General features: G+C 70.1%; 22 protein-coding genes and 4 pseudogenes. 14 read left to right on the top strand and 12 right to left on the bottom strand.

The window, feature by feature from the left end; genetic code table 11:
- The first annotated feature begins 35 nt into the window (after positions 1–35).
- The 4 genes from ACSIH6_RS06930 (at position 36) to ACSIH6_RS06915 (ending at position 2,166) form a co-directional block, all read left to right on the top strand.
- The gene (locus tag ACSIH6_RS06930; protein ID WP_435107389.1) at positions 36–350 is read left to right on the top strand and encodes an AlbA family DNA-binding domain-containing protein; all 315 of its coding nucleotides are present in this window, start codon (positions 36–38) and stop codon (positions 348–350) included.
- Positions 269–445, top strand: coding sequence for a hypothetical protein (locus ACSIH6_RS06925; protein WP_435107394.1), 177 nt, complete (start codon positions 269–271; stop codon positions 443–445). The genes ACSIH6_RS06930 and ACSIH6_RS06925 overlap by 82 nt, the downstream gene beginning before the upstream one ends.
- A gap of 112 nt (positions 446–557) precedes the next feature.
- Positions 558–1,037, top strand: a complete 480-nt coding sequence (locus ACSIH6_RS06920; protein WP_435107388.1) for a hypothetical protein — start codon at positions 558–560, stop codon at positions 1,035–1,037.
- A gap of 112 nt (positions 1,038–1,149) precedes the next feature.
- Positions 1,150–2,166 carry an SDR family oxidoreductase gene (locus tag ACSIH6_RS06915; RefSeq protein WP_435107387.1) on the top strand — a complete coding sequence of 339 codons (1,017 nt, stop codon included), beginning with the start codon at positions 1,150–1,152 and terminating at the stop codon, positions 2,164–2,166.
- A 103-nt stretch (positions 2,167–2,269) separates the two neighbouring features.
- On the opposite strand, the gene ACSIH6_RS06910 is transcribed toward ACSIH6_RS06915, so the two are convergent.
- From ACSIH6_RS06910 to ACSIH6_RS06900, 3 genes are read right to left on the bottom strand one after another with little or no spacing between them, the layout of a single operon-like run.
- A complete protein-coding gene (locus ACSIH6_RS06910) occupies positions 2,270–3,370 on the bottom strand; it encodes a type III polyketide synthase (RefSeq protein WP_435107386.1) in 1,101 nt (366 codons plus the stop codon).
- Entirely contained in the window at positions 3,367–4,572 is a 1,206-nt protein-coding gene (locus ACSIH6_RS06905) for an acyl-CoA dehydrogenase family protein (RefSeq protein ID WP_435107385.1), read from the bottom strand. The genes ACSIH6_RS06910 and ACSIH6_RS06905 overlap by 4 nt, the downstream gene beginning before the upstream one ends.
- A gap of 6 nt (positions 4,573–4,578) precedes the next feature.
- Entirely contained in the window at positions 4,579–5,295 is a 717-nt protein-coding gene (locus ACSIH6_RS06900; RefSeq protein WP_435107384.1) for a methyltransferase domain-containing protein, read from the bottom strand.
- 27 nt (positions 5,296–5,322) lie between these two features.
- Here ACSIH6_RS06900 and ACSIH6_RS06895 point away from each other — a divergent pair, with 27 nt between their 5' ends.
- A complete protein-coding gene (locus ACSIH6_RS06895; protein ID WP_435107383.1) occupies positions 5,323–6,159 on the top strand; it encodes a UbiA family prenyltransferase in 837 nt (278 codons plus the stop codon).
- A gap of 130 nt (positions 6,160–6,289) precedes the next feature.
- On the opposite strand, the pseudogene ACSIH6_RS06890 reads toward ACSIH6_RS06895, so the two are convergent.
- Positions 6,290–6,452 (bottom strand): annotated as a pseudogene (locus ACSIH6_RS06890) (IS5/IS1182 family transposase); the annotation flags it as partial.
- 64 nt (positions 6,453–6,516) lie between these two features.
- Positions 6,517–6,825, bottom strand: a pseudogene (locus tag ACSIH6_RS06885) (transposase); the annotation flags it as partial.
- Between the two features lie 58 nt (positions 6,826–6,883).
- Between ACSIH6_RS06885 and ACSIH6_RS06880 the strand changes: the two are divergent.
- Both ACSIH6_RS06880 and ACSIH6_RS06875 read left to right on the top strand, forming a co-directional pair.
- Positions 6,884–7,009 carry a carboxymuconolactone decarboxylase family protein gene (locus ACSIH6_RS06880; protein ID WP_435107382.1) on the top strand — a complete coding sequence of 42 codons (126 nt, stop codon included), beginning with the start codon at positions 6,884–6,886 and terminating at the stop codon, positions 7,007–7,009.
- Positions 7,010–7,200: 191 nt separating this feature from the next.
- Complete coding sequence (locus ACSIH6_RS06875; protein WP_435107381.1) at positions 7,201–8,979, top strand: glycoside hydrolase family 15 protein; 1,779 nt, start codon at positions 7,201–7,203, stop codon at positions 8,977–8,979.
- A 47-nt stretch (positions 8,980–9,026) separates the two neighbouring features.
- Here the strand turns inward: ACSIH6_RS06875 and ACSIH6_RS06870 are convergent, their stop codons facing one another.
- From ACSIH6_RS06870 to ACSIH6_RS06860, 3 genes are read right to left on the bottom strand one after another with little or no spacing between them, the layout of a single operon-like run.
- Positions 9,027–9,923 (bottom strand): cytochrome c biogenesis CcdA family protein, encoded by an 897-nt coding sequence (locus ACSIH6_RS06870; protein WP_435107380.1) that lies wholly within the window; start codon positions 9,921–9,923, stop codon positions 9,027–9,029.
- Positions 9,920–10,486 (bottom strand): redoxin domain-containing protein, encoded by a 567-nt coding sequence (locus ACSIH6_RS06865; protein ID WP_435107393.1) that lies wholly within the window; start codon positions 10,484–10,486, stop codon positions 9,920–9,922. Before ACSIH6_RS06865 ends, ACSIH6_RS06870 begins: the two co-directional genes overlap by 4 nt.
- A gap of 7 nt (positions 10,487–10,493) precedes the next feature.
- Positions 10,494–10,955, bottom strand: a complete 462-nt coding sequence (locus ACSIH6_RS06860; protein WP_435107379.1) for a DUF3179 domain-containing (seleno)protein — start codon at positions 10,953–10,955, stop codon at positions 10,494–10,496.
- 251 nt (positions 10,956–11,206) lie between these two features.
- Here ACSIH6_RS06860 and ACSIH6_RS06855 point away from each other — a divergent pair, with 251 nt between their 5' ends.
- Positions 11,207–11,569 carry a glutaredoxin family protein gene (locus ACSIH6_RS06855; protein WP_435107378.1) on the top strand — a complete coding sequence of 121 codons (363 nt, stop codon included), beginning with the start codon at positions 11,207–11,209 and terminating at the stop codon, positions 11,567–11,569.
- A 55-nt stretch (positions 11,570–11,624) separates the two neighbouring features.
- On the opposite strand, the gene ACSIH6_RS06850 is transcribed toward ACSIH6_RS06855, so the two are convergent.
- Positions 11,625–11,933 carry a Crp/Fnr family transcriptional regulator gene (locus ACSIH6_RS06850; protein ID WP_435107392.1) on the bottom strand — a complete coding sequence of 103 codons (309 nt, stop codon included), beginning with the start codon at positions 11,931–11,933 and terminating at the stop codon, positions 11,625–11,627.
- Positions 11,934–12,059: pseudogene (locus ACSIH6_RS06845) on the bottom strand (cyclic nucleotide-binding domain-containing protein); the annotation flags it as partial. It lies immediately after the preceding gene.
- 324 nt (positions 12,060–12,383) lie between these two features.
- Here ACSIH6_RS06845 and ACSIH6_RS06840 point away from each other — a divergent pair.
- From ACSIH6_RS06840 to ACSIH6_RS06825, 4 genes are all read left to right on the top strand, one after another.
- Entirely contained in the window at positions 12,384–13,115 is a 732-nt protein-coding gene (locus ACSIH6_RS06840; RefSeq protein WP_435107377.1) for an alpha/beta hydrolase family protein, read from the top strand.
- Positions 13,116–13,505: 390 nt separating this feature from the next.
- A complete protein-coding gene (locus ACSIH6_RS06835; RefSeq protein WP_435107376.1) occupies positions 13,506–13,940 on the top strand; it encodes a hypothetical protein in 435 nt (144 codons plus the stop codon).
- 52 nt (positions 13,941–13,992) lie between these two features.
- A complete protein-coding gene (locus ACSIH6_RS06830; RefSeq protein WP_435107375.1) occupies positions 13,993–14,343 on the top strand; it encodes a cyclic nucleotide-binding domain-containing protein in 351 nt (116 codons plus the stop codon).
- A gap of 111 nt (positions 14,344–14,454) precedes the next feature.
- Positions 14,455–14,931 carry a hypothetical protein gene (locus ACSIH6_RS06825; protein ID WP_435107374.1) on the top strand — a complete coding sequence of 159 codons (477 nt, stop codon included), beginning with the start codon at positions 14,455–14,457 and terminating at the stop codon, positions 14,929–14,931.
- A 356-nt stretch (positions 14,932–15,287) separates the two neighbouring features.
- Here ACSIH6_RS06825 and ACSIH6_RS06820 read toward each other — a convergent pair whose 3' ends face one another.
- On the bottom strand, positions 15,288–15,779 hold the full coding sequence (locus ACSIH6_RS06820) for a P-type ATPase actuator domain-containing protein (protein ID WP_435107373.1): 492 nt from the start codon (positions 15,777–15,779) through the stop codon (positions 15,288–15,290).
- A 51-nt stretch (positions 15,780–15,830) separates the two neighbouring features.
- Between ACSIH6_RS06820 and ACSIH6_RS06815 the strand changes: the two genes are divergently transcribed.
- Together ACSIH6_RS06815 and ACSIH6_RS06810 are read left to right on the top strand one after the other, a co-directional pair.
- Complete coding sequence (locus ACSIH6_RS06815) at positions 15,831–16,139, top strand: MerR family transcriptional regulator (protein WP_435107372.1); 309 nt, start codon at positions 15,831–15,833, stop codon at positions 16,137–16,139.
- Between the two features lie 52 nt (positions 16,140–16,191).
- A complete protein-coding gene (locus ACSIH6_RS06810; protein ID WP_435107371.1) occupies positions 16,192–16,344 on the top strand; it encodes a hypothetical protein in 153 nt (50 codons plus the stop codon).
- Here the strand turns inward: ACSIH6_RS06810 and ACSIH6_RS06805 are convergent.
- A pseudogene (locus tag ACSIH6_RS06805) lies at positions 16,284–16,457 on the bottom strand (transposase); the annotation flags it as partial. The gene ACSIH6_RS06810 and the pseudogene ACSIH6_RS06805 sit on opposite strands and share 61 nt — an antisense overlap.
- Positions 16,458–16,782: the final 325 nt, after the last annotated feature.

The raw sequence follows: 16,782 nt of genomic DNA, 5'->3' as shown, positions 1-16,782 counted from the left end.
TGAGCAACCTAGTGATGAGCCAGTAGGTTCAAAGCGTGCATGATGACGAGCTCCTGGCATTGGTAGAGGATCTGCGGCGCTACGGGGGTGACCTCGCCGACGTAGAAGTCAAGAGGGCCCAGGACAAGCTTCCCAAGAGCACACACGAGACCTTGTCGGCCTTCGCCAACACCAAGGGCGGGGTGCTGATTCTCGGGCTCGACGAGAAGAGCGGTTTCCAGGCCGTGGGTACGGTATCCACCACGTGGTTTCGGTTCCCAAGTCCCAGATGGTCGTGTCGATGGACCTGGCCATGGTGCGCGCCGATCATGTGGTCGCTGGCCTGCCCGAGGTGGCGTGGCAGCGGTTGAGCTGCGGTGATGGTGCTCATGGGTCGCGTGAGTACCGTTCCGGGCTGCTGGACGGTTTCATCAACGAGACCGGTTTGACGGTCCAACTGCTGTGACACCAGCCGTTCAACCTCAGTGGTATGACTCTTATCCTTCCAGGATTGAGAGCCCTCATCACACTTGTGACAAGACAGTGTTGCGCACGATGACCCGGGTAGTAGCCGATGCATGACTGTTATGAACGGAAAGAGGCTGAACCTGGCCTCAGCCCTCGGGCGGGGCGTTTTCGCGGGCTTGGCCGGGACTGTGGCGATGACGGCTTTTCAGAAGTTCGTCGAGATGCCCATAACCCAGCGGGAGGAGAGCTACGCGCCGGCGATGTTCGCCAAGAGGGTTCTTCCCTTCCAGCCGACGGACCAGCAGCAGGAGGCCAGGCTGAACTACATCACCCACTACAGCCTCGGGGCCATGTGGGGCAGCGCCTACGGTGTGGCCGCCAGCGCCGGGCTGCGGGGCCGGCGGGCGGTGCTGACGGTGTTCGGCGTCGTCTACACCGGCGATGTCGTGTTGAACACGGCGCTGGGACTGTACGAGCCGTGGAAGTGGTCGAAACAGGACATCATCGTTGATGTCCTGGACAAGTTCGTCCAAGCCGCGGCCACGGGAGTGATCTTCGACCGCTTCCTGGATCCTGCCCGCACGTCCTAGTGCCGCGCTGCGGACGGGGACCGACCACCGCGGGCACGAACAACGGTCCTCTGGCGCAGTGGGGAGCGTTCGCCGGAGCGGTACACGGCCCGTCCAGCGGAGAGGAGGCAGGATGGCTGCGGCAAGGCGGTGTTCAACCATGATTCGCGCCAAGAGGCCCGTTCCCGACGGTGTGGTTGTCGTGACCGGTGCTTCGAGCGGTATCGGTCGCGCGACCGCTCGTGCCTTCGCTGAGCGCGGAGCCGATCTCGTTCTCGCCGCCCGCAGTGAGCAGGGCCTACAGGAGACGGCGCGGGAGTGTGAGCGGCGAGGCGGCACGGCGCTCGTGGTGCCCACCGACGTCGGCGACGAAGACGCCGTGCGGGCCCTTGCCCGCGCCGCGGTCGCGCGCTTCGGCCGTATCGACGCCTGGATCAACAACGCCTCAGTGCTGAGCTACGGCACCTTCGAGCAGACTCCGTCAGAGGTCTTCCGCCAAGTCGTCCAGACGAACCTGTTCGGGCAGGTACACGGGGCTCGCGCTGTCCTGCCGCAGTTCCGCGCGCAGGGCGTCGGCGTCCTCGTCAATGTCGCGTCACTGTACGGGAGGATGGGCTCTCCGTACCTTTCACCGTATGTCACCAGCAAGTTCGGCCTGGTCGGGTTCTCGGAGGTACTCCGCCAAGAGCTGCACGGCAGCGACGGGATCGATGTGTGCACCGTTCTTCCGGGGTCGTTCGACACCCCGATCTACCGTCAGGCGGCCAACTACACCGGCCGCGAAGCCGGACCGGTGCCCCCGGTCGGTGATCCCACGCGGGTGGCCGCGGCGATCGTCGGCGCTGTCGAGCGGCCCCGGAGAGAGATCGTCGTGGGTCGGGCCCACCAGGCCGCGTCCTGGGCGCACGTGGTGCTGCCGTGGTTGTACGACAGGGCGGTCGGACCGGTGATGGACCAGGCGGCGCTGCGCAGGGGGCGGGCCTCCGCCGGGGCTGGAACCGTCTTCGCGCCGTGGCCCGAGGACAACGCGGTCAGCGGCGAGTGGCGCCAGGCACGGCGGCGCCTCCTGGTCAGAGTCGCCGTTGTCGTGGGAGCGGCGGCGGCCGGTGTCACCGCGTGGAAGTCGGCGGCGGGCCGGAGACGGCGGTGACGATCGGAGTCCGGTTCTGGCGCGAGGGTCCGGCGAATCCGGTGCTTCCTTCCTTGTCGGTGCCGCGTCGTCCGGTCTTCCTCACCCTTCTCGGACCTCACGCTCACAAGGTGGGCGCGACAGCCGGGTCCGCGGGGCTGGGTGCGGCACGGAGCAGGGCCATGTAAAGGGTCAGCCCCGGTCCGAAGGCCATCGCCACCACTGGACCACCACCGTCGTGCAACGCGCCGCTGCCGACCAACTCCTCCAGGACCAGCGGCAGGGTCGCCGATGAGCAGTTGCCGTGTTCGGCGAGCACGGTACGGGAGGCTGCCAGCGCGTGTGCGGGTAGATCCAGTTGGTCTTGGACGGTGTCCAGGATGCGCGGTCCGCCCGGGTGCACCGCCCATCCCCGCACGTCGGGCAGGTCGAGCCCGTTCCGGGTTAGCAGGTCCTTGACCACCGGCCGCACGTGCTCGGCCAGCACGTCGGGCACCCGCGCGGACAGTTCCATGCGAAAACCGAGGTCGGTGATCTTCCACGTCATGTGGTCGCTGGTGTCGGGGTCGGTGAGCGCCGCGATGTCCACCAACTCCAGTCGGGGTACGCGGGCGTCCGGGCCGCCCTCAGCCCTCGGCCGCAGCACGAGAGCCGCTGCGGCGTCGCCGAACAGGGCGTGTGAGACCACCTGTTGCGGGTCGTTTGTCGGCGGCTGCAGGTGCAGCGAGGTGAGTTCGAGGCAGAGCAGTACGGCGGTCCGTTGGCGGGCCACCACGAAGTCCGCGGCACTGCCCAGCGCGGGCAGTGCCGCGTAGCATCCCATGTGCCCGATGAGCAGGCGCTGCACGTCCGGACGCAGTTCTAGCGACTTCGCCAGCTGGATGTCGAGTCCGGGGGTGCTGTAGCCGGTGCAGGAGGCGACCGCGAGTAGTCCGACGTCGTCGGCGGTGACGTCGGCGTCGGCCATGGCGGCCGCCACGGCCCGGTGTCCCAGGAGCTGGGCCTCCTCCGCGTAGCGCCGCATCCGGGCGGCGGTCGACCAGCCCGACACGTCCTCGCTGACGGGATTGACGACGGTGTGTCGGCGGCGGACACCCGCGTTGGCGAAGATTCGTTGCGCGACTCGACTCGAGGCGAAGTGCCGACGAAAGAACCCCTCCCACAGCACCTGCTGGTCGGTGGCTCCGGGCAGCGCCGAGCCCAGTCCGGCGATCGTGGCGGTCACCACCGCGGTACTTCCGTGTCATGGTCGGGGTCGCCGTCCAGGGCCGCGACACCAAGCCAGTCGGCGCAGACGTCGGAGGTGGCGGGTTGCAGCGCGCCGCAGCGGGCGTCGCGGTAGATCCGTTCCAGCGGATGCCCGCGTCGGGTGGCCGAGGCACCGGCGGCCTCGATGACGGAGGAGGCCACTTCGGCCGCGGTGTCACCGGCGGTCAGCTTGGCCCGCCAGACCCAGAGATTGGTCTCCGGCGTCCCTGGCCGCTCGGTCACTCGGCGGGCGGCTTCGGTGACGACCAGCGCTGCGGCGGCGACGGCGGCATCGGCCCGGCCGATGCGCGATCGCACGGTCGGTAGCGTGTGGAGTCCCCGCTCCCTGAGGTGAGCGCTGGCCGCGTCGATTGCCGCGCGCGCCACGCCGACGTAGACCGCGGCGTAGGAGGCCACCAGCCACTGCGGCATGACCTCGGCCAACAGCACCGTCACCCCCTCGATACCGCCGAGCAGTGCCCCCGGCCCGACCTCGGCGTCGAAATGGACATCGTGGCTTCCTGTGGCCCGCATGCCCATGGAGTCCCACGTGGGCTCCACCCGCGTGCCGCTGTCCGCCGGTACCAGGAAGTAGGACACCCGGGGCTCCGTGGCTTCGGCGTCCCTGGCGGTCACCAGGTAGGCGCCGACGTGCCCGGCACCGGAGACGAAGGCCTTGCTTCCCGTGATGCGGAACCCGCCGTCGGTCCTGCGGTAGACGGTGGAGGTGCGCGACAGCCGTGAGCCGGCGCCGCGCTCGCTCATGGCGACGGCGTACAGGGTGCCCGAGGCGGCTTCCGCGAGGAGCCGGTCGCGCGCTGTGAAGAAGCTGTCGGGTGCGCCCAGTCGCCGGACCAGTTCGTCAGGGGTGTGCGCCAGCGCGCCGGTCACCGAGGAGTGCATGTTGAAGATCAGTGCGGTGGCCCCCGACCCGCGGGCGAGTTCGGTCGCGACGTCCGTGTAGTCGGCGAAGGAGGCCCCGCATCCGCCCAGCCGGGTGGGCACCATCAAACCGAGCAACCCGCATGCGCGCAGATCCTCGAAGTCAGCCGCGGGGAACTCCCCCGACGCGTCGTGGGTCGCGGCTCTCGCCGCCAGTCGGGATGCCAGATCACGGGCCGCGGCGCGCGCGGACTCCGGGTCGGAAACCGAATCGGTGACGGGGGAAGCAGAAGACAACGCCATTCACTCCTCTTTGCGGCCACAGCCCTGGAACAGCACCGTCGTGGTCGCCACCGGGAGCATCCGCACCGAGTTCCGACGTCCGAACGTCCAGTTCAACAGGTCGATCATCGAGGGACGGATACCCCGCAACGCCACGCGTACACCGGACCGGGCGCATTCGTCGACCAGCAGCGCGCGGTCGACCAGCAGCGCGGGGTCGTGCACGCCCTTGGGTGCGAGCCCCGGCACGCGCTCGGCGATGTCGATCGCCAGCCACCGGCACAGCGCGGTGTCCGCCAGGGTGTCCAGTACGAGCAGGCCGCCGGGGCGCAGCAGGCGGCATGCCTCCGCCACCGCCCTCGGCAGGTCGGTGACGTGCTCGAAGATCTCTCCGGCGACGACGACGTCCGCGCAGCCATCGGCCAGCGGGACGGCGAGCACGTCACCTCGCACACCGTGCACACCGTGTTGTCCGGCCTGCCGCAGCGCGCTCGACGAGAGGTCCGCCCCGACGTGCCGGTACCCCTTGCCGTTCAGGTGCGGCGCCAGCAGACCGGCACCGCAGCCGAGGTCCACCAGCACCGCGCCGGGCCGCGGCGCGGGAGGTACCAGGGCGCCGCGGGCGGTGGCCAGCCAGTGCAGCATGGCGAAGACTCCCCGCGGCTCCCACCACTGGTCGGCGAGGACCTCGTAGAGCTCCGGATCGTTGCGACGTACGGGCGGCTCAGTGGGTGCCATGGGCTCAGACTGGCACAATGACTTCCCATGCGACACCTTGCGGCGATGCCGTTGGCACTGGTCCGGGCCTCACACCCGCTGCCCTCGCTGACGGTCACCGCGGTCGCCACCGGGCTGGCGGTGACCTCCGGCAGGGAGGCCGGGGGCCTGGTGACCGTGGCCGCCGCGGTGTTGGCTGGGCAACTGTCCGTGGGCTGGCTCAACGACCTGGTGGACGCGCCGCGCGACGCCCGGGTGGGCCGCGCCGACAAACCGGTGGCCACCGGTGAGCTTCCCCGGCCCGTGGTGCTCGTCGGCGTGCTGATCTCGGCGCTGGCCGCGCTGGTCCTGTCGCTGCCGTCCGGGGTGCTCGCGACGGCGGCGCATCTGGCCGCCCTGGTCTCCGCGTGGGCCTACGATCTGGGGGTCAAGTCCAGCGCGCTGTCGGTGCTGCCCTATGCGGTGTCCTTCGGGCTGCTGCCGACGTTCGTGGTGCTCGGCCTGCCCGGAGCACCACTGCCGCCCGCGTGGCTGGTGCTCGCCGCGGCGTCGCTGGGATGCGCGGCGCACTTCGCCAACGTACTGCCCGATCTCGACGGCGACCGAGCCACCGGTGTGTGCGGGCTGCCGCACAGGCTGGGTGCCACCGGAAGCCACGTGGCGGCCGCGTCGCTGGTTCTAGCCGCCTCGGTGCTGTTGGTGCTCGGTCCGCCTGGCGAGGTCTCCGGGGCGGGCCTGGTGGCACTGCCCGCCGCCGCGCTGATCATCGCCGCCGGGTTCGTCATGGGCCGCCGACCGGGGTCCCCGGCCGCTTTTCGAGCGGTGATGCTGGTCGCGCTGATCGACGTGGCGCTGATACTGACCGCGGGCGTGCGACTGGACTGAGGCGGTCACCGGCTGGGACGACCACACCGCGGTCGACCGCTCCACCGGACAGGGCGGACGGTTCGTACGTTGCCGGAGGGTGAGCCCGCCCCCGCGAAGACGGGGACTTGCTTCGGGACACCGCGGAGACCAGTTCACCTCGGAAGCCGGGTCCGTCCAGCATCAGGCGGTGGAGTTTGGCCCACACGGGGCTGGGTCGACTCGGTGAAACGTCGGTGAGCGGTGGGACCGGAGGGGCTGAAGGTGGGTAGGAGTTGGCGCCAGGTGCACCCGGTGATGGCCACGAACAAGGGTGAGGCCCCGTAGAGCCGGGCGGCCCGTCTCCGCGCAGATGCCGGGAATCTCGGGCTCGGCTGCTTCGGGACGCGCGCTCAGATCACCGCGTGCCGCCACCACGTAGTCCAACCCGTGTGCGGTGAGACCCTCGTGAAAGGCGTGGATCCGCCCGTATCCGGCATCGGCCACCACCGCCTGATCGTCCAAGCCCCAGGAGTGGGCCCGGTCGATCGCGTCCAGGGCCAGGCGCCATTTCTCCCGGTGGCCTACCTGGCCGGGCACCCCGGTCTTGGCGGGGCGTTCGTCATCGGGATCGCCCCGGGCTGGGGGTAGGTACAACCGCCAGGACAACGGTACCGAGGCGGCGACGGGGACCGCGTGCAGGCTCATCCCCACCTGGCACACCACCTGCTCGCCCAGGGGCGCCGCACCACTGGTGGGCCGCGCCGTGGGCTGGAGCGACACCCAGCTGACCGAGCTGTTCACCCACGTCGCGCTCAACCTGTACACGAACTACTTCAACCACTACGCGCAGACCGAGCTGGACGTGCCCAAGGCTCCCGGCCTGGACTGATCCGGGCGGGGGCACACTTCCCGCGCCCCACCGGCCGGGGCGCGGGCCGCGGTGTCCCGCCGGAAGAAGCGCGCCGTAGGGTTCGGCCGGTGCGGTCCTCACGGGTCGGCGTTCCGCTTCGGTCGGTCTCGGCACCGCACCGGACGCGGCGCGGGCCGGTTGTCGACCGGAGGCCGGGGTAGGCGGATTCCATGGCCGCTATCGGTGACCACGCCCTGCTCGGAGACTGCCACAGCGCCGCCCTCGTGGCGAAGAACGGTTCGGTCGACTGGTGGTGTCCCGCCCGGTTCGACGCGCCCAGCGTGTTCGCGCGTCTGCTCGACCCGGACGCGGGTCACTGGTCCATCCGGCCCGAGGCGCGACACACGGTGGCACGCCGCTATGTCGAGGACACCATGGTCGTCGAGACCGAATTCGACACCGGTGAGGGCCTGCTGCGCCTGACCGACGCACTGGCGCTGGGCCCCGGCGAACGCGGTCACGGCATCGGGCACGCCTCTCCGCACGTGCTGGTGCGCCGGGTCGAGACGGTGCGCGGTGAGGTGGAGGTCCTCCTCGACCTCACCCTGCGTCCGGAGTACGGCCGTGTCGTCCCACACCTCTCCCAGGTCCCGCACGGCATCGAGGCCGTCGGCGGGGCCGACCGGCTGCTGTTGACCGGGGACCGCCCCCTGTGTGCCCGCGGCGAGCACGTCACCGGGCGGTTCACCCTTCGCGCGGGGGAGAGCGCGGTCTTCGCCCTGCACCACCGCCACGCCGCCGATCCGGTCGCCGCCCCGCTCGACGCGCGTGCGGCCCTGCGCGACACCATCGCCGGATGGCGGTCATGGACGGCTCTGCACCAGAGCTACCAGGGACCCTACCGGGACGAGGTGATGCGCAGCGCCCTCGTGCTGCAGGCGCTGACGTACCAGCCCACTGGCGCGGTCATCGCCGCCCCCACCACCTCGCTGCCCGAGGAGGTCGGCGGCGGGGCGAACTGGGACTACCGGTTCGGCTGGCTGCGCGACGGCGGATTCACGCTCAAGGCCCTGTGGGTCGCCGCCTGCCCCGACGAGGCCGACCGCTTCTTCGAGTGGATCGCCGCCTCGACCGGCGCTCTCGAAGACGGGCCCCTGCCGGTCATGTTCGGAGCCGGAGGCGAACGCGACCTGACCGAGCACACTCTGGAGCACCTGGCCGGATACCGGGGCAGCACACCCGTGCGCGTCGGGAACAACGCCTGGAACCAGAAGCAACTCGACGTCCTCGGCGAGGTAATGGAGTGCGCCTGGGTACTGCGCGACCGCCTCGGCGACCTGTCACCGACGACCGCCGCGCTCCTGTGCGGGCTCGCCGACCGCGCCGCCACCACCTGGACCGAACCCGACGCCGGTATCTGGGAGGGCCGCGAGGGAGGACGCCACTACCTGACCTCCAAACTGATGTGCTGGGTCGCACTCGACCGTGCCGTCGGGCTGGCGGACCGCTTGGGCATGTGCGCCGACACGCAACGCTGGAGGGCCGCGCGCGAGGAGATCCGAACACGGATCCTCACCCGCGGCTGGGACGCGTCAGTCGGAGCCTTCACCGGAGCGTTCGGCTCCGACCACCTCGACGCCGGAGTACTGCTCATGCCGATCGTCGGCTTCCTGCCCGGCGACGACGAGCGGGTCATGGCGACCCTGGAGGCGGTCGAGCGGGAACTGACCAGCGGCGCCCTGGTACAGCGCTGGACGGGCGCCGGAGACGAAGGAGCCTTCGTCATCTGCTCCTACTGGCTCGCCCAGGGATGGGCACTGGCCGGGCGGGTCGACCGAGCGACGGAGATCTTCGAGGCCACGACCGCCCACGTCAACGACGTCGGACTGCTGTCGGAGGAGATCGACCGTCGTGACGGCGCCCTCATCGGCAACTTTCCCCAAGCGCTGTCGCACATCGGTCTCATCAACGCCGCGTGGGCCATCGCCCAGGCCGACGGGCGGGCCTGAACGGGGGAGGCGGCCACCTGGGTCACCGGCCAGGCCACCACACGCTCTCAGTCGCTGGCGGAGGGAGACGACGTCGTCCTCGCCCTTCGCCGCCGCGCACGCCGGAGCGCCGCGGCCGCACCGCCGACGACGAGGACGGCCAGGGCCAGGGCGACCCACCCGGGTCCGACGTCCTCCAGCAGGCGCAGGAGTGCGGCCTGCAGCCGGGTGGCGGCGCCGATGACGGGGTCGTCGGTAGCGCCGCCGGAGAACACCCGCAGTTCGTACCAGCCGTAGTAGGCGACATAGCCTCCGGCCAGGACGAGCAGGGCTCCCCCGGCCCGGGTCACGTAGGGAAGGGCGCGGCGCAGCCGCGCGGCCACCGAGTCGCGGGCCAGCGCGGTGGCCACCGTGATCACACCGACGACCAGGCCCATCCCGGCCGCGTAGGCGCCGAACATCCCGAGCACCCCGAGCACGCTGGTGGAGCGCAACGCGCTCGTGGTCAACGCCAGGAACGGGCCGATGGTGCACGACAGGGACGCCACGGCGTAGGTGGTTCCGTAGACGGCGGCCCAGCGCAACGACCGCACCGGCCTGCCGGGAGTGGGCTTGGGCAGTATCAGGGCGACCTCGCGTCCGCTCAGCAGCCACACTCCCAGTAGGACCAGCGCCAGGCCGATGACGACCGTGACCCAGGGCGGGTACCGTTCCACCGACAGCGCCAGCGGCGTGACGACCAGCCCGAAGCCCGCGAAGACGGCGACGAAGCCCGCGGTCATGGCGGCGGTCGTGCCCAGCGCGCGCCCCAGGGAGCGCCACCGCTCGTGCGGGGCTCCCTCGGGCCGGTCGTCTTCCGAGGCGACCAGCAGCGCCAGGTACCCCCGAAGCAGCGCGAAGCCGCACGGGTTGAGCACGGCGAGCATGCCCGCCACGAGGGCGATCGCGTACGGGAGTTGGTTCACGAGTCGTGCCCGTCCGCGCTCAGGAGTTCCGCTTCGACGTAGTCGTCCAGGTCGTCCTCGGTGAGGGTGCCCGACACCGTGAGGTGAGTCCCGTCCGGACGCAGGAACGCGAACGCGGGCTGGCTGGTGACCTCGAATCCCGACCAGAGTGAACCGTCGTCATCGACCAAGTGCCGCATCCCGCCGGTTCCGGTCTCGTCGACGAACGCGCGCATGGCCTCGACCTCGCCGCGCCCTGCGACACCGAGGAACTCCACGTGGTCGGCATAGCGCTCGGCGGCCTCGGCCACACCGCCCGCCTCGGCGCGGCAGACCGTGCACCAGGGGGCCCAGAACCACAGCACCACCGGTTCGCCCTGGAGGGAGGACCCGGTGAACTCCTGCCCGTCCAGGGTCTGGGGCTGGAAGTCGAGTGCCGACGCTGTCCGCTGTCCGCCGGCCGCGCCCTCGGTGCCCTCCGAGGCCGGTCCGCTCTCGGCGCCCTCGCCGGAACCAGGGGTTCCACAGGCGGTCAGGGTGAGAAGGGCGCCAACGCGGTCGTCAGGATCGGATGGGGAATGAATCGCATGGTCACCTCATGATCTCTGTTTCCGGTGTGAACGCCACCCGGGCGAACCAGAAGGTGTCGACGTGGTCGACGGGTGGCAGCCGCTCGCCCGCGAGTTCACCTTCCACCGCGTGGCCGAGGATGTTCCGTCGGCTCCCGGTCTGGCGGTCGAACATGGTCAGGAAGGAGTCGTACAGCACGCCGGACACGCCGAAGTCCAGCACCCGGTCGTCCACCCTGCGGTCCAAGGCCAGCGCCGAGTCGCACAGCGGACAGTAGGTGACGATCACCGGTACGCCGTCGACGGCGTCGTTGACGATCTCGTGCCAGACGAGGATCCGTACCGGGTAGGTCGCCCAGGGAGACGGCCAGGACCGGTTCGGCCTCCTCCAGCCAGTCCACGTCCTCCAGCGGTCCCGTTTCCGAGGGAGCGGAGCGCGTGCCCTCCTCGCCCTCGGGAGGCGGTACCCGGCAGGCGGCCGCACCGAGCACCAGCGCGGACGCGACGACGGCCGCGCGTGCCATGGTCCCTGTGCGCGTCAGGGCTCGCCGCGTCTTCACCCCGCCTGCCTCCGGTCGTGTCCGTACGGCCTCGGCCAAGGCCGTACGCCCAGCCTGCGCCATGTTCGTGAAACGGAACGCGGTGTGTCAGCGGACGAACACTCTTCCCAGGGCCTCCCGTCCGATCAACGAGGATGAGGGACGAAGTATCCGGAGAACGCGGCGGAGGGGCGATATGACGGGCGACACGGCGAGCAGTGTGGTGTTCTACTGGCGGCCGGGTTGTCCGTTCTGTTCCGCGCTGCGCCGGCGGTTGAGCAAACACGGCCTTTCGGTGCACGAAGTCAACATCTGGGAAGACGACACCGCGGCGGCCCGGGTGCGTGCCGTCACCGGAGGAGACGAGACCGTACCCACGGTGGTCGTGGGACCCGTGTCCATGGTGAATCCGCACGTCGATGAGGTCCTTGCCGCCGTACGGGCCCACGCACCCCGGCTCCTTCACCAGCGGGAGAAACAGGTGTCGGACGAGGCGTCGGCGCGGCGGGGTCTACGCGGTTGGTTCGCACGGCTGTCGTCGCGCCGTGCTGGACCCTGACGCGGACCACCGTTTACGCGTCGGCCTTGGCCGACGAGCGTTCGCGCGGTGCCCGTCACTCGCTGTGTTTCACAAGGCCGTCAGGGTCGAGTACCTCGATGGCGCCGTACCGCACGCGAACCAGGCCCTGGTGCTCGAATTCCTTGAGGACCTTGTTCGATGAGGGGCGGCGAACCCCCAGCACACCCGCGAGGGAGGCCTGCGGGATATCGAGGACACCGCCAGTGGCCTCGTCGAGGAGCAGCCGGGCGGCCTGTTGGGGCAGGGAGCGCCCGAGCATTCCGATAACGCGGTCCTGGCTTCTCTCCAGCCGCTCGGCGACGCTGGCCATCCAGAGGCGGGTGAGGGCCGGATGCCGCCTCAGGAGCCGTTCGAAGTAGTCCGGAGCCAGATACAGGCAGATGCCGTCCTCCACCGCCCGAGCGGTGTGGGGCATGGGCGTGCGCAGCAGCAACTGGATGTCGCCGTCGACGTCGCCGGGGCGCAGTACGCGTAGGACCCTTGGGTGTGGGCCGCCGTTCCGGCATGGTCACCGCCGAGTCTCCACCTTCTCTGTACTTGTCAAGCGAGCGGCTGTGCATCCGTTGGAACTCGCTGGCTGAGCGTGATCGCCTTCGCGGCGGGCCCCGGAGCCTTCGCGAAAACCCGTTGGCGGACCACGGCGACCACTGCTACTTTTCCGGAGACCGTGCGAGAGAACAAGGAGGTGGTACCCGTGAACGCAGTATCGACACGGGTGCTCCCCTCCGGGGTCACGGTCGGACGATAGGTCGTCCGGGAGCGCCGTACACGAGCACTCCCGAAAGGCACGACCGTGCGATTCACTTCCGAACAGCGCCTCGACGGCGGCGTCCTCGAGCGCGAATTCACCCTCGGCGAGATCCCCGGCATCCTGTGGACGCCCGGATCCGTATCCGCACCGGCCCCGCTGATCCTGCTCGGCCACCCCGGCGGACTGCGCAAGATGTACCCCCGGCTGGCGGGGCGGGCCCGGCACTCCGTGGCGGAGGGCTTCGCCGCGGCCACCATCGAGCTCCCCGGGGGCGGTGACCGGCCCCGTTTGGCCGCCGCCGAGGAGGCCCGCGCCGACCTGCTCCGGGCGCTGGGGGCCGGCGAGCCGGTCGAGGACGAGATCGTCGACCGGCTCGTCCTCCCGCTGGTCGAGAAGGCGGTCCCGGAATGGCGGGCCGCCCTGGACGCCCTCCTTTCGCTGCCCGAGATCGGCGGCCCGGTCGGGTTCTCGGGGGGAGTGATCTCCATCGGCATCCGGCTGGCGGTGGTCGAGCCGCGCATCTCGGCCGCCCTTCTGTTCGCCGGGAGTTTCGTGCCCCGCACCCTGTTCGAGGAGGCCCGGCAGGTCACCGTTCCGCTGCAGGTCCTGCTGCAGTGGGACGACGAGGGAAACGACCGGCAGCTGGCCCTGGACCTGTTCGACGCCTTCGGCTCCGAGGAGAAGACGCTGCACGCCAATATGGGCGGGCACACCGGCGTCCCGCAGTTCGAGGGGGACGCCGGGAACCGGTTCTTCGCCCGGCACCTGAAGTGAGGCCGGGCCGTCAGGCCGACAGCAGACGATAGGAGCTGTCGGCCAGGACGCCGCTCATCGAGGAGTGGTCGGCGGCGACTGCGCGTTTGCCGCCTGTCTTCCTTCCGGGACACTGGTCTTCGCCGCCGCCGGAGGGGTGGACTTCACCACGGCGATGGCCGCCACCATCAGGTGCCATCGTTCCCGGTCGCGGACAGTGTCAGGTGGCTGACACGGTTCCGCGGCCCTCCGCTCCGGTGTGCTGAGGTTCGAAGGAAGAGGCCGCCCCGTAACCCGAGTCGCGCCCGGCCGTTCCCTCCCGGGACACCGATACGCAGACACGGAGCCGTCGGCGGCCGAGGGTAACGCTCGAGCCGCTCGCGGGGCGGCCCGAAGTCGGAGGTGAACGCCATGTCCACGATCGCGCACGCACGGTCCCACGCGCTCACACACGCCTGGCGGGGCGTCGTCGCGGGGGTTGTCGGAGGCGTCGTCTTCGGGATCCTCATGGCCATGACGGGCATGCTCCCGATGGTCGCGATGCTCGTCGGCGGCGAGAGCGCCCTGGTCGGTGCCGTGGTCCACCTGGCGATCTCCGCCGGAATCGGGCTGGGGTTCGGCCTCCTGGCCGGTGCCTTCGCTGACCGTGCCTGGCCAACCTTGGCGGCCGGTCTGGTCTACGGGGCCGCGTGGTGGGTCCTCGGCGGCCTGATCCTGATGCCCGTCATGCTCGGTATGCCACTGTTTCCCATGGACGCCACGGCGATGATGAGCCTGATGGGCCACCTCGTCTACGGCCTGGTCGCCGCCCTGGCACTCCACGGCCTGAGCCGACGCGAAGTCTGACCCCAGGAGCGGACACTCCGGGAAGACCGCACCACCCGCCACCAGCGAGGACGTGACCACCAAGGCCGAGCACTGGTGCCTGTCCGAGACCGCCCTGTTCCAGAACCTGGGGCAGGGCGAGATGGAGGAGGTCAACGCGCGGACCCCACCACGTCCCGTACGGGCGGGGCAGCTGGTGCGCGCCCCGCACCAGGAGCTGGAGGCGCTCTACGTCGTCAAGTACGGCCGGGTCCGGTTGTACAGGATCGGCGAGGACGGGCGGACGGTGACCACGGCGATCGTCGGATCGGGCGCTCTGTTCGGCGAGATCACCCTGCCGGGGCTGATCATGGCGGAGGGGCTGAGGCTGGCCGCCCAGACCTTCACCCGTGACGTGGCCAAGCTCATCCGCCGCGTCTCCTGAGAACGTCACCGGTAAAGGGATCACTCCCACTCCCGGGTTTGCCGGTCCCCGCCGGGGATAGGGGAGCTCCCACCACAAGACGCACGAGGCCGACGTACGGGGGAAGGCCACATGACCCACCACATGCTTCGCGGTGCGATGGCCGGGGCCGCGGGAACCACGGCACTCAACACGTTCACCTATCTGGACATGGCGTTGCGGGCCAGACCCGCCAGCACGACGCCGGAGACGACCGTCCAGAGGGTGGAGGAGCTGACCGGGGCGCGACTGTCCCGGGCCGGGCGCGACTCCGAGGAGGAGGCCAACCGGCGCTCGGGTATCGGTCCCCTGCTCGGGATCGCCACGGGGGTGGCGGCGGGAACGCTCTACGGAGCCGCACGCTCCCGCTGGCCGCGACTGCCGGTCCCCCTGCTCGCGGTCGGAGCGGGGGTGGCGGCCAACGTGGGCAGCACCGCCCCGATGACCGCACTCGGGGTCACCGACCCCCGCGAGTGGTCGGCCGCGTCGTGGATCTCCGACCTCGTGCCGCACCTGGCTTTCGGGCTGGTCACCGCGCTGGCCTACGAGTTGGCCGACGACGCGTCCTGAGGGCTGTCCACGATCGCGCTCATGACCATGTTGTGTTCAGGGCCGTGTCGCGGCGCTCGCTGAGGGCAACGACCGCCCCCCAGACTCCCGGTGGGGACGCGCGGGTGTCGCCATCACCACGGCCGGGGTGGAGCGGTCGGCGGAGGCGGCCTCTCCATGAGCACCCATCATCACCGGGCCCGCACGTCAACCAGCTCCTCACGAACGGAAACCGCTGGGGGACGCGCGTTCCTCCGCTTGCCAGGCCCACGTCCGCACCCGCCCACTGGTTGTGAGCCGTCCCCGACCTCCCTACGTCCGAAGGCCTGCCCGAGACGGTCTGGATCAACGACCCGGCCGAGCGCCGGGACGCGGCGCTACAGATCCCATGACCGAGCCACTGTCTCATTTGTTTTGACACCCACCGCCTCTTCTCCGGGTCCGCGCTCAGCCGGGACCGGTTCCCCGGTCACCAGCGACAGGTCGATGGCGGAGTGCCCGGAGACGATGTGCCCGTCCAGCGGGATGCGCTCACCGGGCCGCACCCGCGTCCGATCGCCCACCGCGATGTCTTCCACGGGCACTTCGGTCTCGGTGCCGTCATCGGCCACCCGTCGGGCCAGGTCGGGCTGTAGATCCAGCAGTTTCTTGACCGACTGGCTGGAGCGGGTCTTGACCAGCAGCGACAGCCACTCGGAGAAGACGTGGTAGTTGACCACCAGCACGCTGACGGCGAAGAACGCCGCCGTGGGATACCCGGGGAGCAGGTCCAGCAGTCCGATCGCGCCACCGGCGATCCCGGCGAACGCATCCACCTCCAACAGCACATGCTGGTTCAGGATCCCGCGCCGCGCCGACTGGTAAGCCATGCGCAGGATGTGGGGGCCACCCCCGACACCACCCCCAGGGCAAGGTCAAGCGTGAATGCCACCGAGGGGGAGAGCATCGTGGAGATGACCGTGGGAGCCGCGGCCAAGGCGGCCGGGGTCAGTGCCAAGGCCGTCCGGTTGTGGGAGTCCAAGCACCTGCTGCCCCCGGCTCAGCGCACCGAGGCTGGCTATCGCCTGTTCACCGACGCCGACGTGGCGGTGCTGTGCTTCATCCGCCAGGCCAAGACCCTGGGTCTGACCCTGGCCGAGATCACCGTGGGCGGCACGACGCGCGTAGGCGACGGCGCAGGCCTGGACGAGGGCACCGCCAGTACCCGGACAGCGACCTGGACCGGATGACCCTTGATGGTCAGCACCGCGATCGCCTCGAACCGTTTTTTGAAGCACCGCCTTGCCCAGCAGCTCACTGTCCTGGCGGTGGATCGCCAGCTCCGCCTCCAACTCGGCGATGCGCTTCTTCGCCGCGGCCAGCTCGCTCTTCTCGGCACTGGTCAGGCCCGGAGTCAAGCCGTGGTCGATGCGGTCCTGGCGCCGCCAGGCGTAGATGGTCTCGGCGCTGATGTCCAGATCGCGTGTCACACCGGCGGTGCTGCGTCCGGCCTGGACCAGGTCCAAGACCTTGCGGCGGAACTCGGCGGGGTATCCACGACGTCCCACGATGCCCTCCTTAAGGGTCACGTGGTCCCAGGATTCAGAAATCCGACTCCGAAACGCAGGACACACCAGAGTCTCTAAAGAACTTGGATCAAAGGGATGGTGCTCTGAGAGCGTGGATACCGGAATCGCAGTCCGGTGGAACGTGACCCACCATCTGAAACGGTTGTTCCCACGAGGCCCTGCGGGAAGAACCGCAGTTCAGAGCCGGACCGGTCTGGAGCCCACTTGGCTCCCACGCTGGAGCCGTACATGCGTCCGAGCCGTACACAAAGCGGCCCCGAACTGCGTTTCCGCTGTTCAGGGCCGCTCTGCCACTGTCTCAAGG

Origin of the sequence: Nocardiopsis synnemataformans (assembly GCF_965343085.1) — a bacterium.
Classification (GTDB): Bacteria; Actinomycetota; Actinomycetes; order Streptosporangiales; family Streptosporangiaceae; genus Nocardiopsis; species Nocardiopsis alborubida.
The sequence above is the reverse complement of the archived record's forward strand: the minus strand, read 5'-3'. Positions and strand labels throughout refer to the sequence as shown.

Excerpts from the sequence above, each read along its gene's own strand:
- ACSIH6_RS06925 (WP_435107394.1), top strand. The coding sequence starts at position 269 with ATGGTCGTGTCGATGGACCTGGCCATGGTGCGCGCCGATCATGTGGTC.
- ACSIH6_RS06920 (WP_435107388.1), top strand. The coding sequence starts at position 558 with ATGACTGTTATGAACGGAAAGAGGCTGAACCTGGCCTCAGCCCTCGGG.
- ACSIH6_RS06915 (WP_435107387.1), top strand. The coding sequence starts at position 1,150 with ATGGCTGCGGCAAGGCGGTGTTCAACCATGATTCGCGCCAAGAGGCCC.
- ACSIH6_RS06900 (WP_435107384.1), bottom strand. The coding sequence starts at position 5,295 with ATGGCACCCACTGAGCCGCCCGTACGTCGCAACGATCCGGAGCTCTAC.
- ACSIH6_RS06895 (WP_435107383.1), top strand. The coding sequence starts at position 5,323 with ATGCGACACCTTGCGGCGATGCCGTTGGCACTGGTCCGGGCCTCACAC.
- ACSIH6_RS06875 (WP_435107381.1), top strand. The coding sequence starts at position 7,201 with ATGGCCGCTATCGGTGACCACGCCCTGCTCGGAGACTGCCACAGCGCC.
- ACSIH6_RS06855 (WP_435107378.1), top strand. The coding sequence starts at position 11,207 with ATGACGGGCGACACGGCGAGCAGTGTGGTGTTCTACTGGCGGCCGGGT.
- ACSIH6_RS06835 (WP_435107376.1), top strand. The coding sequence starts at position 13,506 with ATGTCCACGATCGCGCACGCACGGTCCCACGCGCTCACACACGCCTGG.
- ACSIH6_RS06825 (WP_435107374.1), top strand. The coding sequence starts at position 14,455 with ATGACCCACCACATGCTTCGCGGTGCGATGGCCGGGGCCGCGGGAACC.
- ACSIH6_RS06820 (WP_435107373.1), bottom strand. The coding sequence starts at position 15,779 with ATGGCTTACCAGTCGGCGCGGCGCGGGATCCTGAACCAGCATGTGCTG.